The 15,538-nt window shown below is 35.1% G+C and carries 19 protein-coding genes; 14 read left to right on the top strand and 5 right to left on the bottom strand.

The window, feature by feature from the left end:
* Positions 1–28: 28 nt before the first annotated feature.
* On the bottom strand, positions 29–568 hold the full coding sequence (gene pssA, locus FSZ17_RS16485; protein ID WP_057771646.1) for a CDP-diacylglycerol--serine O-phosphatidyltransferase: 540 nt from the start codon (positions 566–568) through the stop codon (positions 29–31).
* Positions 569–733: 165 nt separating this feature from the next.
* Here pssA and FSZ17_RS16480 point away from each other — a divergent pair, with 165 nt between their 5' ends.
* Positions 734–1,537: a phosphatidylserine decarboxylase gene (locus FSZ17_RS16480; protein WP_057771645.1), complete on the top strand. Its 804-nt coding sequence runs from the start codon at positions 734–736 to the stop codon at positions 1,535–1,537.
* 155 nt (positions 1,538–1,692) lie between these two features.
* Here the strand turns inward: FSZ17_RS16480 and FSZ17_RS16475 are convergent, their stop codons facing one another.
* The gene (locus FSZ17_RS16475; RefSeq protein WP_082625243.1) at positions 1,693–1,833 is read right to left on the bottom strand and encodes a sporulation histidine kinase inhibitor Sda; all 141 of its coding nucleotides are present in this window, start codon (positions 1,831–1,833) and stop codon (positions 1,693–1,695) included.
* A 380-nt stretch (positions 1,834–2,213) separates the two neighbouring features.
* Here FSZ17_RS16475 and FSZ17_RS16470 point away from each other — a divergent pair, with 380 nt between their 5' ends.
* From FSZ17_RS16470 to FSZ17_RS16435, 8 genes are all read left to right on the top strand, one after another.
* A complete protein-coding gene (locus FSZ17_RS16470) occupies positions 2,214–2,729 on the top strand; it encodes a YqeG family HAD IIIA-type phosphatase (protein ID WP_057771644.1) in 516 nt (171 codons plus the stop codon).
* Positions 2,730–2,732: 3 nt separating this feature from the next.
* Positions 2,733–3,836, top strand: a complete 1,104-nt coding sequence (gene yqeH, locus FSZ17_RS16465) for a ribosome biogenesis GTPase YqeH (RefSeq protein WP_057771643.1) — start codon at positions 2,733–2,735, stop codon at positions 3,834–3,836.
* A gap of 70 nt (positions 3,837–3,906) precedes the next feature.
* A complete protein-coding gene (aroE, locus tag FSZ17_RS16460; RefSeq protein WP_057771642.1) occupies positions 3,907–4,737 on the top strand; it encodes a shikimate dehydrogenase in 831 nt (276 codons plus the stop codon).
* A gap of 5 nt (positions 4,738–4,742) precedes the next feature.
* Positions 4,743–5,033: a ribosome assembly RNA-binding protein YhbY gene (gene yhbY / locus FSZ17_RS16455; protein WP_057771641.1), complete on the top strand. Its 291-nt coding sequence runs from the start codon at positions 4,743–4,745 to the stop codon at positions 5,031–5,033.
* A 48-nt stretch (positions 5,034–5,081) separates the two neighbouring features.
* Positions 5,082–5,654: a nicotinate-nucleotide adenylyltransferase gene (locus FSZ17_RS16450; protein WP_057771640.1), complete on the top strand. Its 573-nt coding sequence runs from the start codon at positions 5,082–5,084 to the stop codon at positions 5,652–5,654.
* Positions 5,641–6,207, top strand: coding sequence for a bis(5'-nucleosyl)-tetraphosphatase (symmetrical) YqeK (yqeK, locus tag FSZ17_RS16445; RefSeq protein WP_057771639.1), 567 nt, complete (start codon positions 5,641–5,643; stop codon positions 6,205–6,207). Before FSZ17_RS16450 ends, yqeK begins: the two co-directional genes overlap by 14 nt.
* A 4-nt stretch (positions 6,208–6,211) precedes the next feature.
* Positions 6,212–6,568 carry a ribosome silencing factor gene (gene rsfS, locus FSZ17_RS16440; RefSeq protein ID WP_057771638.1) on the top strand — a complete coding sequence of 119 codons (357 nt, stop codon included), beginning with the start codon at positions 6,212–6,214 and terminating at the stop codon, positions 6,566–6,568.
* Entirely contained in the window at positions 6,565–7,317 is a 753-nt protein-coding gene (locus FSZ17_RS16435) for a class I SAM-dependent DNA methyltransferase (protein WP_057771637.1), read from the top strand. The genes rsfS and FSZ17_RS16435 overlap by 4 nt, the downstream gene beginning before the upstream one ends.
* Before the next feature lie 285 nt (positions 7,318–7,602).
* Here the strand turns inward: FSZ17_RS16435 and comER are convergent, their stop codons facing one another.
* On the bottom strand, positions 7,603–8,433 hold the full coding sequence (gene comER / locus FSZ17_RS16430; protein ID WP_057771636.1) for a late competence protein ComER: 831 nt from the start codon (positions 8,431–8,433) through the stop codon (positions 7,603–7,605).
* An 87-nt stretch (positions 8,434–8,520) separates the two neighbouring features.
* On the opposite strand from comER, the gene FSZ17_RS16425 reads away from it, so the two are divergent.
* The 3 genes from FSZ17_RS16425 to FSZ17_RS16415 all read left to right on the top strand — a co-directional run bounded on the left by FSZ17_RS16425 (position 8,521) and on the right by FSZ17_RS16415 (position 12,042).
* On the top strand, positions 8,521–9,156 hold the full coding sequence (locus FSZ17_RS16425) for a helix-hairpin-helix domain-containing protein (protein WP_057771635.1): 636 nt from the start codon (positions 8,521–8,523) through the stop codon (positions 9,154–9,156).
* A 78-nt stretch (positions 9,157–9,234) separates the two neighbouring features.
* The gene (locus FSZ17_RS16420; protein WP_057771634.1) at positions 9,235–9,666 is read left to right on the top strand and encodes a deoxycytidylate deaminase; all 432 of its coding nucleotides are present in this window, start codon (positions 9,235–9,237) and stop codon (positions 9,664–9,666) included.
* Between the two features lie 48 nt (positions 9,667–9,714).
* Entirely contained in the window at positions 9,715–12,042 is a 2,328-nt protein-coding gene (locus FSZ17_RS16415) for a DNA internalization-related competence protein ComEC/Rec2 (RefSeq protein WP_057771633.1), read from the top strand.
* Between the two features lie 70 nt (positions 12,043–12,112).
* Here the strand turns inward: FSZ17_RS16415 and FSZ17_RS16410 are convergent, their stop codons facing one another.
* The gene (locus FSZ17_RS16410) at positions 12,113–12,247 is read right to left on the bottom strand and encodes a YqzM family protein (RefSeq protein ID WP_082625242.1); all 135 of its coding nucleotides are present in this window, start codon (positions 12,245–12,247) and stop codon (positions 12,113–12,115) included.
* 430 nt (positions 12,248–12,677) lie between these two features.
* Here FSZ17_RS16410 and holA point away from each other — a divergent pair, with 430 nt between their 5' ends.
* Positions 12,678–13,697, top strand: coding sequence for a DNA polymerase III subunit delta (gene holA, locus FSZ17_RS16405; RefSeq protein ID WP_057771632.1), 1,020 nt, complete (start codon positions 12,678–12,680; stop codon positions 13,695–13,697).
* 85 nt (positions 13,698–13,782) lie between these two features.
* Here holA and rpsT read toward each other — a convergent pair whose 3' ends face one another.
* Positions 13,783–14,049, bottom strand: a complete 267-nt coding sequence (rpsT, locus tag FSZ17_RS16400; RefSeq protein WP_057771631.1) for a 30S ribosomal protein S20 — start codon at positions 14,047–14,049, stop codon at positions 13,783–13,785.
* Positions 14,050–14,363: 314 nt separating this feature from the next.
* Between rpsT and gpr the strand changes: the two genes are divergently transcribed.
* Positions 14,364–15,488, top strand: coding sequence for a GPR endopeptidase (gene gpr, locus FSZ17_RS16395; protein ID WP_057771630.1), 1,125 nt, complete (start codon positions 14,364–14,366; stop codon positions 15,486–15,488).
* The last annotated feature ends 50 nt before the right edge of the window (positions 15,489–15,538 follow it).

Raw genomic sequence — 15,538 nt, 5'->3', positions numbered from 1 at the left:
ACCATTTAATAGGTGCGGCTTTTACATTTTAAACCTTTTTTAATTTAAAGGGGCTTACCATTAAGAATGAAAGAATTATCATGATAAATAAGAAGAATTGGGAAGGCAGATATGGTATAGTAAGAAAACTTAGAGTAGCAAGACAGCCTGCAGCAGTAATCGGAAGGCCCGTAAAATAGCCATTATTTTCACTAATATTAAATCTTGCAAGTCTAAAGGCGCCGCATCCTATGTAAAAAATGGTGAAAAATGAGCCAGGAGCACCAAATTCAAATAAAATTCCTTGATATATTAATAGTGCAGGTGCGACTCCAAATGATATAATATCACTCATGGAATCTAATTGCTTGCCTAGCTCTGATTCGATATTTAGCTTTCTAGCAACCATTCCATCAAATCTGTCAGCAAGTGCGGCAATAAAAATAAGCAATAAACTCAAGTCTAAATAACCATTTATGGAAAATAATATGGCAAAGCCACCTAGGAATAAATTCGTTAATGTTAATACATTTGCTATCTGAGCTTTTAATTTTTTTATGGTTTGATCAAATATATCGGATAAAAACATTCACCACACTCCTTACATATTAGAGGAATAAATTTTGTCCACCTATTGGCCAGTCTGCCAAAAAGGTTTAAGAACAATTTCTGCGCTATTCTATATTAATATTTTATTTTAAGCTTTTTAGTACTATCCGTAAAGAGTATTATTACACCAAATGGAGGGGTACCATTGATTCAATCTATTTATCGGCTGTTTATTGAGCTAACAAATGGGAAAATAACATCAGGTTTGATAAGAAAGTTTGCACGCTCAAAAGCAAGTCGAATGTTCATTCCTTCTTTCTCTAAGGCTTACCAAATAAATCAAGATGAAATGGAGCAAAAATTAGAAGAGTTTCCTACCTTGCATGATTTTTTCACAAGAAGGCTTAAAGAAGGGGCACGAATGCCAGATATTGATCCTGATTCAATAATAAGTCCGGTTGATGCTGTAATTGAGGATATTGGCATTATTGAGCCAGGGCATATTATAACAGTAAAAGGGAAGGATTATTCAATTAGAGAAATGTTAGGAAAAGATGAAAAAATAGAAAAATATACAGATGGATGCTATATGATTTTCTATCTAAGTCCTAGTCATTACCATCGGATTCATAGTCCGGTAACAGGTCGTGTCATTGACCAATGGACATTAGGATCAAAGTCTTATCCGGTAAACAAACATGGTCTAAAATATGGGAAGAACACTCTTTCAAAAAATTACCGTACCATTACAGAGGTGGAACATAAAACTGGTCTACTCTCCATTGTGAAAGTTGGAGCCATGTTTGTGAATTCTATTGAAGTCATTCATGAAGGTGACCAATTGGTGAAAGGAACTGAAATGGCCTACTTTTCCTTTGGATCAACAGTTGTTCTTTTATTCGAAAAGAATAGTATTCAACCACTAACGTCATTAAAGACACCATTCGATATTAAAGTTGGGGAAAAAATAGGATATTTGACTAGGAAAAAGGAAGATTTGAAAGGATAATCTTAATGCCGACAAAGATTCTGAAAAAGAAAGGATAGGTGGGGGATATGGTCTGTAAGGATAAACAGACGATTCTTTAACATTTATTTAAAGCATGCTGACTATGCCTTGCTTGTATAATATTTTGATAAGCCCCCACAGATAGAAAAATTAAATTAAGATGAAACCTTTATATTGTGAGATAATGAACGTCGGTGAATTTCGGTTTCAATAAGTCTAATAAAGTCTAGACTTAATTTCAGCTCTATGGCTTTATAATAGGATTCTATTAATAATTCGTCTGACAGCTTGCGCATGTCTATTCACCTCCAATACTGAAATTTCAAGGTTCTAATTAATCGTTAACGAGCATATACTGTAAATTTATATAATGTATCTTAACTCTAGCAAAATTCAACAGTTAGAACAACCGTTCTCTTATCCACAGCTAACGGTGGAAAACCTGTGGTTAAGTTGTTAATAAAAGTGGGAAAAGTAAGTATATGGGAGTAGGAAATGTGTATAAAGTTATCCACAGATTTAGATTTAACAAAAAATGTCGAAAAATTTATTGATTTATGGAAAATGACCTAAGTTTGAAACAGTTTATAAAATTAGTTAAAATGATGAGTACAAATTAATGGAATTATTTTTTATATACAAATTACTATAGCAACTAACTGAGGTGTTTAATAAAGTGTTAAAACATTTTTTACCAGATCAGCATGCAAAAAGCATATTTGAAATTACTCCTGAAAGCTTAAAGGAAAATGGAGTAAAAGGGATTATTACCGATTTAGATAATACGTTAGTCGAATGGGATCGCCCACATGCAACTCCCAGATTAATAAAATGGTTTGAAGAAATGAAAAACAGCAATGTAAAAATTACGATTGTTTCAAATAACAATGAAATTCGTGTGAAGTCTTTTTCTGAGCCTTTAAATATACCATTCATTCCTTTAGCAAGAAAGCCTTTAGGACGAGCATTTAATAGGGCTTTACATGAAATGGGTCTTAGGAAAGAAGAAACAGTTGTTATCGGAGATCAATTACTGACAGATGTTCTCGGAGGCAATCGCAGTGGTTTCCGTACAATTCTTGTTGTTCCCGTTGCACAAACTGATGGATTTATAACCCGTTTTAATCGAAAAGTAGAAAGAAGAATATTAAATTGGTTTAGAAAAAAAGGTATGATTCAGTGGGAGGATTAATTCGTGAGTGAACAATATATTTGTATAGGATGCGGTGTGAAAATTCAAACAGAGGATCCTGCTCTAATCGGTTATGCACCGCAATCTGCATTGCTTAAGGATGATATTATATGCCAACGATGTTTTCGATTAAAGCATTATAATGAAGTACAGGATGTCAATTTAACCGATGATGATTTTCTAAAAATATTAAATGAGATTGGAAAAAGTAATTCTCTAATTGTAAAAATAGTTGATATTTTTGACTTTAATGGAAGTTGGCTTCCTGGGCTGCATAGGTTTGTAGGTAATAATAAAATTCTTCTTGTTGGGAATAAAGTTGATTTACTTCCAAAATCAGTTAAACACAATAAGTTAATTAATTGGATGAAGCAAGAAGCGAAGGAGCTTGGCTTGAAGCCAGAAGATGTTTATCTCGTAAGTGCTGCTAAAGGGAAGAATATTAAAGAGGTAGCTGCTGCAATCGATGAACATCGAAAAGGCAAGGATGTCTATGTAGTCGGATGTACGAATGTTGGAAAATCAACCTTTATAAACCGAATATTAAAAGAGGTAACTGGTGAAGGCGATGTCATTACAACCTCGCATTTTCCTGGTACAACTCTTGATATCATCGAAATTCCGCTAGCCGATGGAAAAGCACTGGTAGATACACCAGGAATTATTAATCATCATCAGATGGCACATTATGTGGATAAAAGGGATTTAAAAATCATTACACCAAAAAAAGAAATTAAACCAACTGTTTTTCAGTTAAATGAAGAACAAACCCTTTTCATGGGCGGCTTAGCTAGGTTTGATTATATTTCTGGTGGACGAAGATCTTTTGTGTGCCATTTTTCTAACGAAATAAATATCCATCGAACAAAATTGGAAAATGCAGAGGAATTGTATAAAAATCATCTTGGAGAACTATTAACTCCGCCAAGAATAGAGCAAGTCGATGTTTTTCCTGAATTAATTAGGCACGAATTTATGATTAAAGAAGGAAAAATGGATGTAGTTTTCTCAGGACTTGGCTGGATAACGATAAATGATCCAGGAGCAAAAGTGGCTGCATATGTTCCAAAAGGTGTTCATGTCTTATTAAGAAAATCATTAATATAATTAGTTTATTAAAGCAGGTTGACGTCTAACAATAGGCTTACTTCGAAATATTATATGGGGGGAAGCTATTTTGAAAAAGCTATTTGCTGTATTAGGGGACCCAATTGCCCACTCCATGTCACCTGCCATGCATAATGATCTTTTTTCAATTTATGGAATGGATGCGCATTATCACCCCTTTCATGTGAAAAGGGGCAGCTTAGAAGAGGCTATTAAGGGACTAAAGGCAATCGGAATCGCAGGTTTTAATATAACTGTTCCGCATAAAGAAACAATTATTCCGCTATTGGATGAAATCGATCCACTTGCAAAATCAATTGGAGCGGTAAATACAGTGGTGAATGTGAATGGAAAATTAATAGGCTATAATACAGATGGCAGTGGTTATGTAAAAGGATTAATAGAGGAATTTCCATTAATAAATGATAAAAATGTTTTGATAATTGGGGCCGGTGGAGCAGCTAGAGCAATTTATTTTACTATGGCGGAAGCTGGTGTACGAAGAGTAGATATTAGTAATCGAACAGTATCAAAGGCTGAAGTGATTGTGGAAGAATGTCCTTATGCTGCTAACTCCAATGTTTATGGGATGAATGAAGCCGAAAATATTTTAGGTGAATACGATTTAATTATTCAAACAACCCCAAAAGGGATGGCGCCTGATTCCTTCGAGCTGCCTCTTTCTTTACATAATCTAAACCGTGATACATTTGTTAGTGATATAATATACAATCCACTAGAAACAAAGTTTTTGGGGGAAGCGAAAAAAAAGGGTGCGAGAATTCAAAATGGCTTAAATATGTTTGTTTTCCAAGGTGCATTAGCCTTTGAAAAATGGACTGGAATATTTCCAGAAACAAGCCGTATGAAAGCGAATATTCTAACACAACTAGGAGGATAACAATAATGCTTACAGGAAAGCAAAAACGATTCTTACGTTCAAAAGCTCATCACCTAAATCCAATTTTTCAAGTTGGTAAGGGTGGTGTAAATGATAATATGATTAAACAAGTATTTGATGCACTAGAGGCACGCGAATTGATGAAAATAACGATTTTGCAAAATTGTGATGAAGATAAAAACACAGTTGCGGAACAATTAGTTGAAGGAACGAACGCAGACTTAGTTCAAATTATCGGGAACACAATCGTGCTGTATAAAGAATCAAGAGAAAATAAGCAAATCCAATTACCATAGGATTGTGAAAAGAAATATCTGTTTAGAATAAGCTAGGAGGAAATTTTCTTGATTAAAATCGGCATTCTGGGAGGCACCTTTGATCCGCCGCATCTTGGACACTTAATAATTGCAAACGAAGTATTAAATAGCTTTGATTTAAATGAAATTTGGTTTATGCCGAATCAAGAACCTCCACATAAGAAAAAATCAAATTCCATCAAGGATGAAGACAGGGTAAAATTATTAAAGCTTGCGATAAGTGAGCATCCTAACTTTAAACTTGAATTAATTGAGCTTGAAAGGTCAGGACCATCCTTTACTTACGAAACAATGAAAATGCTTAAGGAAAGGCATCCTGATAAACAATTTTATTTCATTATTGGTGCAGACATGATTGAATATTTGCCAAAATGGAGAAATATTGATCAATTGGTTGAAATCGTTCAATTTATTGGCGTCAATAGACCATCCTACAGTCAAAAAAGCTCTTATCCTATACTTTATGCTGAAGTTCCGAATATCGAGATTTCCTCAAGCCTTATTCGAAGCAGACTAAAGGAAGGCAAAACGATTCAATATATGGTTCCTGAATCTGTTAGGAATTATATAAAGGAGAAGAATTACTATGGATCGCAATGATGCATTACGATTAGTAAAAGAACAATTGACTGAACATCGTTATAACCATACACTAGGTGTTATGGAAACAGCCATTATTCTTGCTAATCAATATGATGCAAATGAAAAAAAAGCAGAGCTTGCTGCCATTTTTCACGATTATGCTAAGTTTCGACCGAAAGAAGAGATGAAACAAATCATATTAGAGCAAGGTATGCCTAGTGAACTTTTACAATTCAATAGTGAACTTTGGCATGCTCCAGTCGGGGCTTTTCTTGTTCAAAAAGAAGCTGGATTGGATGATGAAGAAATTTTAGATGCAATAAGGTATCATACATCTGGCAGAGTAAATATGACCTTGCTTGATAAGGTCATATATTTGGCGGATTATATTGAACCAGGGAGACACTTTCCTGGAGTGGACGAAGTGCGGGAGCTCGCTAAGGTAAGCTTAAATCAAGCATTAATCAAAGCGATTCAAAATACAATCCAATTTTTAATGAAAAAGGGTCAGCCGGTTTTCCCTGCTACCTTTTATACGTATAATAACTTAGTGATGTTCCAGGAGGACTGATTGAATGAGTGAAAAACAATTATTATTAACGGCTGTTAAAGCAGCTGATGATAAACGAGCTGAAGATATTATTGCATTGAATATGAAAGGAATCTCTCTTATCGCGGATTATTTTCTTATATGCCACGGGAATTCTGATAAGCAGGTTCAAGCCATTGCACGCGAAGTAAAAGAGAAAGCGGAAGAAATAGGGTATACAGTAAAAAGAATGGAAGGCTTTGATGAAGCTAGATGGATTCTTGTCGACCTAGGCGATGTCGTTGCGCATATATTCCATCGTGATGAAAGAAGCTATTATAATCTTGAACGCTTATGGGGAGATGCACCGATTGAGAATGTGCAAAGTGAACTTAATCAATGAGTTATGGGAAGTTTGCCTATCTTTACGATGAGTTAATGAAAGATGTCCCTTATAATAAATGGGTTGAATTAGTTGAAAAAAAGACAAAAAAATATAATTTGAACGGAAATAATCTTCTTGATCTTGCATGTGGCACAGCTGAGCTGTCTGTTCAATTAGCAGAAAAGAGCTTCAATGTCGTTGGAGTAGATCTTTCAGAGGATATGTTGACAGTTGCTCAGTCAAAGGCGATAGAGAAAGGGCAAGATATAAAATTTTATCAGCAAAACATGGCTGAACTAGATGGATTAGGCCAGTTTGATATCATTTGCATTTTCTGTGATTCTTTAAATTACTTACAGTCAGAAAAAGATGTTTTGGATACATTTCATAGTGTCCATCATCATTTGGCTGAGAATGGCCTCTTTCTGTTTGATGTTCATTCTATCTATAAAATCATGCAGATTTTTATGAATCAAACCTTTGCCGTCAATGATGATGAAATTAGTTATATTTGGCATTGTTATCAAGGGGAATTCCCGAACAGTGTTGAGCATGATTTAAGTTTTTTTGTTCTTGATGAAGAATCTGACTTATATGAACGGTATAATGAACTTCATTTTCAGCGCACATTTCCAATTGATGTATATGAAGGATGGTTAAAAAAGGCAGGTTTTGAATTACTTGAAATAACATCAGATTTTGAGGATGTTCCTCCACAAACCCATTCTGAAAGGATATTTTTTACTTGCCGGAAAGCTAGATCATGATCAATGATAGAAAAAGGCCAGCTGAATAAGCTGGCCTATTTTTTATACGTTAAGAAAGTATAAATTGTCAGCGTAGAAGGTCATTCGACGTAGTTGCCAATTTTAGGAATTAAGTACGACGGACAGGATGTCATAGTCGGGCGAATGCCACAGGACGTGGCATATATGAGCGCGATAAGCGCAACTACGCCTCTGTCTTCGCCTTTTCAAGGCTCGCCAATCGGTGAGTTTTCTTTATAAAAAATTTTATTTGATACAGGAAGGAATTTGTATTTTTATGAAGAATTAATTAGAGTGTAACGTATAGTGCTTTTTTACTTGTTGTATATCTTCATCAAATTTAGCATGAGTTGCCTGAAATACGTGCTCAAACACCTCATCTAAACCGGTTTCAAGCACCTTGATTCCCTCTCCCGTTATACCTCCTTTAACACAAACTTTTTCCTGTAAAGTCGGCAATGTATATAAGCCCTTTTTCATTAATTCGCCCATCCCAATTAACATATTCTCTGCTAAAATAGTTGCTGTTTCCTGATCGATAGCAGTTTCTTTCACAGCGGCAAGAATGAATCTTTGCATTAAATAGCTAAAAAATGCAGGTCCGCAGCTTACAATATCTGATGCTACTCTTGTAATATTTTCTTCAATTTCAACTGGAGTGGATATGGCTTCTATTAATTTTCGAATACTCGCCTTCCAGTTTTCATCACATCTTTTTCCAAATGATAATAATGAAACGCCTGAGAGCGCTCGATTCGTAATACTTGGAATAACTCTTGCGACTGAACAAGAGGTAATGCATTCTAATTGGTCTACATTTATTGGACTCGTAATCGAAACAATGCACTTATCTTTTGTTAAAAATGGATTAATATCATGAATGACGTTATGAACGTCATGTGGCTTAACGCAAATAAAGATAAGTGTAGATTGTTTAGCTACTTCTTTTCCATTTTCTCCAATATTTATTTCCTCATTATTCTCTTTAATTTCCAATGCCTTCGCAATCGTTCGATTCGTGATAGTCATCGAAGAAGGGGAAACGGCTTTTCCTTCAATTAATGCCTCTGCCAGAATTCTCCCCATATTTCCTGTTCCTATAATTCCGATTTTCAATGTCCCTTCCCTCCTTCACGAGCAAGATATCTCCTATACAATATGAAATACCATAATAGAATATGCTTATTTGAAAGGATGATATAGATGATTAACTTTATAAAAGAACATAAACTTTACTTTTCTTTAGGAATTGGGGCTCTTATTATTGTGATTTATTTCGTATTTCAACCGTTTGAAGAACAAGGGATCCCTTTTGAAGAGCAAGAAGATTTTATGAAAATGGAGGATGAGAGCTTAGTTGAGACAGCAGAAGTTGAAATCAGTGATGAAACAGTCATTGTAGATGTAAAGGGGGCTGTAATGAAACCGGGTGTGTATGAAGCTGAGCAGAATGATCGAGTGATTGACTTAATTAATATGGCTGGTGGATTAAATGAAACTGCTGATGAAGCCAAAATAAATTTCGCCATGAGAGTCGAGGATGAAATGGTCATTTATATTCCGAAGGTAGGGGAGGATGTGGAAGAATCGGGTACAGAATTGTTAGTCGGCGCTTCAGCAGCTTCAGGTCAAGCAAAAAATGATGGCAAGGTAAATTTGAATACAGCAAATGAGACAGAGTTACAAACTTTACCAGGAATAGGTCCTGCCAAAGCATCAGCAATTATTGAGTTCCGTGAAACGAATGGTCCTTTTAAAGTAATAGAGGATATAAAGTCCATTAGTGGGATTGGTGATAAAACCTTTGAAAAATTAAAAGACAGTATTAAAGTCAAATAGGATCTCTACCATTGACCCATTCATGTCGGAAGCTTAAACTAATGGCTATAGGAACTAATAATTAGAGGAGAATAGAATATGTCGAGAAAAAATTGGGATGAATACTTTTTAGATATAGCAGAACAAGTAGCCACACGTTCAACGTGTCCAAGATTGCATGTAGGTTGTGTTATCGTAAAGGACAAGCATATTGTATCGACAGGTTACAATGGAAGTATTCATGGGCATGAACATTGTGACGATGTTGGATGTTTGACTGGTGAGGACGGCAGGTGTTACAGGACCGTACATGCTGAAAATAATGCCGTCTTGCATGCTGATAGAGGGTTGCTGTTGGGGGCAACAGCGTACGTAACCCACGAACCATGTGAAAACTGTTCAAAAACGTTAGCACAGTCAGGCATAACGAGGGTTGTTTTTAGAAGCGCATATCCAAATAAGTTGAATAAATATTTTTTGAAGGATATTGAAGTGATTCACTTGCCAAAAATTAACGAAGGCATAGAGTAAGGTGTTCTCTATGCCTCTTTAAGTATTTTATTGAAGGAGAACCCAATAATGAAAGGAAGATGGATTTATTTTACATTCGTTTCTCTAATAGGAATATTAGCTGCTTTTGTAAATGTGCTTATTTTTGTAATTTTTTTTATCCTGATCATTCTTTTTCTATATAAAAAGAAAGGCTTTTCTCAGAGGATGCTTATTTTAATAAGTTTTATTTTTTTTGTGTTTTTTATCCGAAGTGAGATGGTTGAAAAGGGTAATAAGACACGATTACCGCCTCAAGAAACTAATTTTATTGTTCGCTTTGAAGAAAATTTGAAAGTTGATGGGGATCGTTTTTCTGCAACTGTAAAGGAGCTTGTATATAAAGAAAAGCTTATCCTCTCATATAAAATAAAAACGGAAAAAGAAAAGGAAGCTATTTCGAAACATTTGAAAACTGGAATTGCTTGTCAATTAAGTGGCACATTAGAAGAACCAATAACATCAACAAATGAAAATGCCTTTAACTATAAGGAATATTTAAAAAGAAATCAAATGTATTGGATATTAAAAGTTGAGCATCTATCCCTCTCTAAATGTAGTCCTCAAAAGAAGTCCCCTCTTTCATTCTTTCGTTCTATTAGGCAAAAAGGAATTGAATACGTACAAAATAACTTCCCGAAGGAAAGTGCACCTTTAGCAGTAGCTCTGCTCTTTGGTGATCGAAATTTAATGGATGAGGATGTGTTAGCCTCTTATCAAAAGCTTGGAATTGTTCATTTATTGGCAATTTCTGGTCTTCATGTCGGCATGCTTACTGGGATGATTTATTATCTAGGCATACGAATTGGTATCTCGAGGGAAAAAATGATTTCGGCTTTACTATTGTTTTTGCCGTGCTATGCCTTAATAACAGGTGCTTCTCCTTCTGTAATCCGAGCAGTCTGTATGATGATGATCTTTTTTTTGTTAAAAAAGTGGGGCAATCATTTTTCACTTCAAACAATTGATATCTTCGGCATTGTCTTTATGGTGTATACTTTCTTTTCGCCTCTTGTCATTTATAATGTAGGGTTTCAGCTTTCTTTTAGTGTTAGCTTTTCACTTATTCTTTCTGCTCCAATCATATTAAAAAGGTGTACACATTCATTTGCATTAATCTTTGTAACATCATTTATATGCCAATTGGCAGCTACCCCTATTTTGTTTTTTTACTTTTATGAAGTCTCAATAATCTCCATTTTTGCTAATGTGCTTTTTGTTCCGCTATTTTCCTTTCTCATTTTACCTGCTATTTTTATTCTCTTTCTTTTACATTTATTATTCGGTGCAAATATTTATTTCCTCATTTCCATAATGAACTACATCATTTATTGGATGGATTTTGCAGCTAAATGGTTTGCGCAGCTCCCGTTTGCAACAATTATTCTTGGAAGGCCAGGTTTGCTGATTTTATTCCTCTATATTCTAATCATTCCATTGTATTTTTCTTTATGGGAGAGGAAATTCAAAATAAAGTGGTTCCTAAAAATTCAAATTCTTCCTCTTGTTATTTTTTTATTACATGCGTTAGTTCCTATACTCTCTCCATATGGTGAAATAACTTTTATTGATGTCGGGCAGGGAGACAGTATACTGATAAAACTTCCACATGGGAAAGGAAATTATTTGATTGATACAGGGGGGACCTTGAGATTTAATATTGATGATTGGAAAGTAAGAAAGAAACAATATGAAGTTGGCAAAGATGTGGTCGTTCCTTTTTTAAAAAGTAAGGGGATCAAAACGATAGATAAGCTTATTTTGACACATGGAGATGCGGATCATATCGGAGGTGCAGAACAAGTTGCTGAAGAGTTAAAAATTAAAGAAATTCTTCTTCCAAAAACGGATGATCTATCAGAACTAGAAAAAAATTTATTACTGACTGCAAAAAAGAAGAATATTCCATTTTATTTTGTTAAAGGTGGGCAAGGCTGGAAGAATGGAATAAATGTATTTAAAATAATATCTCCATATCCTGAATTGGAGGTAGAAAAAAATAACGGATCAATTGTTTTATTTGCCAATATCGGAGGTTTAAATTGGCTATTTACTGGTGATTTAGAAGCGAGTGGAGAGGAAAAATTAATGACTCGCTATCATAAATTGAATATTGATGTGTTAAAGGTTGGCCATCATGGCAGTAAAACATCAACCTCCCCTATGTTTTTAGATCATATTCAGCCTAATCTAGCGGTGATCTCAGCAGGTAAAAATAATCGATATGGCCACCCAAATCGCGAAGTGCTAAACAATCTAAATGAAAGGAAAATAAAAATTTTACGAACAGACGAGCATGGAGAGATTTCTTATATTTTTAAAGGGAATGCTGGAACCTTTTACAAGCAGCTCCCATAAGATATATTAATCAGAAAATGAAAAGAGGCTGCATTGTATGCAGCCTCCGTACATTCCATTCTATGTAGATTTATGAACCTACAACTTTAACGACTGTTGCAATAATAAATAATGTTGCGAAGAATCCAAAAGATACGAAAAAGCCTACTCCAGAGTCGACAGCATCATTTCTTTTACTTTGGACATTTTGTTCAAATTCGTTCACAGTCTACCCCTCCTATTTCCTACATTAATTGGCAGTATTATCCCAACACCAAAGTGATGGATGTCAAATAGCTAGTAGGATAACTGCCCATAACATTCCGAACTAACTAACCATCAATGTGTAAATTGATGGAAGGCTCGCCTTTTAGTATAAGCGATTCAAAAAAAAAAATCTAGCTTTCCTCGTGGCTTTTCCTTAGATGACAAGAGTTGTCACAAATAAGTTACAATTGTAAGGCAACAATATTCATACGGTGATGCACCGTCGTGATTTGAGTATCCTAGGCCTCAATTTACGACGTTCATTATAGATGGGGGAATTGGCACTTTGGTTAAATGGATACGTGTCAATTCCCTTTGTACTTGTCAAAACGCCCAAGCTTCTTTAGGATAAAAGGTAAAGTATCCTAATGTGAACGGAGCGAAATTCAGTGGTTTTTGATTTATGGAAACAAATAAAAGCTAAAAAGTTTGCTCCTATTTATTTATTATACGGAGTGGAATCATTTCTTATTAATGAAACAAGGCAGCATTTAATCAATCATTTGTTGAATGAGGAAGAAATGGATTTTAATCTTTTTTCCTATGATTTAGAAGAAACGCCTATTGATGTAGCTCTTGAAGATGCTGAAACTTTTCCTTTTATGGGAGAAAGAAAACTAATTTTTTTACAAAACCCTGCTTTCTTAACCTCTGAAAAGACGAAGGAAAAAGTCGAGCATAATTTGTCTAAATTGGAGGCGTATATTAAAGAACCCTCTCCTTTCACTGTCCTTGTTTTCATTGCACCTTATGAGAAATTGGATGAACGAAAAAAGATTACAAAAGAATTAAAAAGAAATGCTGCAATCCTAGAAGCAAAAAAGTTGAACGAAGTAGAGCTAAAATCTTGGATTAAAGAACGCGCAGCATTAAATCATGTGGAAATAGAAGAGGAAGCTGTCGAATTAATACTGTCTCTAGCTGGGACAAATTTATTTATGCTAACGAGTGAAATTGATAAGCTGGCATTATATTCTGGTGCAGGTAATGGAATTAATGTACATATGGTCGAAAATTTAGTTTCTCGTTCGTTAGAACAGAATATATTTACGCTAATTGATAAAATTGTTAACCGCAAAATCGAAGAGGCATTAAGGATTTATTATGATTTACTAAAACAGAATGAAGAGCCGATAAAAATCCTATCGATTATTACTGGACAATTTAGGCTTATTTATCAGGTAAAGGAGCTCGCCAGAAGAGGATACGGTCAGCAGCAAATTGCAGGACATTTAAAAGTTCATCCATTTCGAATTAAGCTAGCCGCAGGACAAGCCAATGTCTTCGGAGATAAAGAACTCACACACATTATGAAAAGCTTAGCTGAAACAGATTATCAAATGAAAACGGGTGGAATGAATAAGGAATTGCTCATTGAAATGTTTTTATTCCGTTTACATCACAAATAATATGAATGGAAAAACGACCAAATCAGGTCGTTTTTTTTTTCAAAATAAAAAGGCTATCTATTTAAGATAGCCATCACCTTTAAACTTACGCGTTTAAAGTGTTCATTTTTTTCATTAAACGAGACTTTTTACGAGCAGCAGCGTTTTTGTGGATAAGACCTTTAGCAGCAGCTTTGTCTAGTTTACTAGCAGCAGCAGCGAAAGTTTCCTTTGCAGCAGTAGCATCGTTATTTACGATAGCAGCATCAACCTTTTTAACAGCTGTACGCATTGCAGATTTAGCAATAGTGTTTTGAGCGTTTTTAGCTTCGTTTGTTTTTACACGCTTAATAGCAGATTTAATGTTTGGCATTCCATTCACCTCCCGCAAAAACAGCATCGAGATTATATAAACTCGACTTTCACATTCATTAACAATCAATTATTAAGAACAAGTGATATTTTATCAAACACTTGGTTATATTGCAATACTCAGCTTACAAATTGCTAAAGGATTAGCCATCCTTACAATGGAGCAAAGAAAATCTCTTAGCCAAATGAATAGGAATGTTTCTGCTAGAAAAAGGAAAGGATAGGACATAGATACCTGTTTTTAGTGGTTATTCATGTTCGAATAACAAGAATGAATGCAAAGCATATTATTAATCAAAAGGCGAGGGGTTCTATATGGAAGAATCATTGGATTTAAGTAAATACTCGATTAGAACAGATTTAGCCATTGAAGCTCGTGAAATGGTCATAGATGATCGTAAGAAACATGTCCAGGAGCAGGAAAACCTTTCACAATTAGAAGGGGTTATTATAAAGGAAAAAGAAGAGGATGATATGAAAGTATCATACGTTGAGGTGACAAAAGAGGGAGCAAAATCCATAGGAAAAAAGGAAGGGAAATATTTAACAATTGAAGCCATTGGGATTCGGCAGCAAGATACAGTGATGCAAAAAAAGGTTGTTGAATTATTATCGATGGAGCTTTCTCAGTTTTTGAAGAATCTTGGAATTACAGACGACGCCTCCTGTTTAGTTGTTGGTTTAGGTAATTGGAATGTGACACCGGATGCATTAGGGCCTCAAGTATGTGAGAACCTGCTTGTCACACGCCACCTCTATCAACTGCAGCCCGAAAGTGTAGAAGAAGGATATCGACCGGTAAGTGCCATTGCACCAGGAGTTATGGGGCTTACAGGAATAGAAACGAGCGATATTATACTTGGTATTGTTGAAAAAATAAAACCAGACTTCGTTATTGCCATTGATGCACTTGCATCTCGTTCAATCGAAAGGGTTAATTCTACTATTCAAATTTCGGATACTGGCATTCATCCTGGTTCAGGTGTAGGGAATAAACGAAAAGAAATTAGCAAGGAATCGCTTGGAATTCCTGTGATTGCGATTGGTGTGCCGACAGTGGTGGATGCTGTTTCAATTACGAGTGATACGATTGACTATATCTTAAAACATTTTGGGAAAGAAATGCGGGAGGGAGACAGGCCATCTAGAGCATTAGCTCCCGCTGGAATGAGCTTTGGTGAACGTAGAAAGCTAACAGAAGAAGATTTACCTGAGGAACATCATAAAAAGACATTTCTTGGCATGATCGGAACATTGCCTGAAGAAGAAAAAAGAAAATTAATATACGAGGTTTTATCTCCCCTTGGGCATAATCTGATGGTGACACCGAAAGAAGTTGATGTATTTATAGAAGATATGGCAAATCTCTTAGCCAATGGGTTAAACGCAGCACTTCATCATAATGTTAATCAAAAAAACGCTGGATTTTACACAAGATAATTTTTTTCTGTTCTATCTTTCCTAGCAAAGTCATATGAATTACTAGACTT

The organism is Cytobacillus dafuensis (assembly GCF_007995155.1).
Taxonomy (GTDB): Bacteria; Bacillota; Bacilli; order Bacillales; family Cytobacillaceae; genus Cytobacillus; species Cytobacillus dafuensis.
Note: the sequence above shows the minus strand (reverse complement) of the source record. Positions and strands in the feature narration are given on the sequence as shown.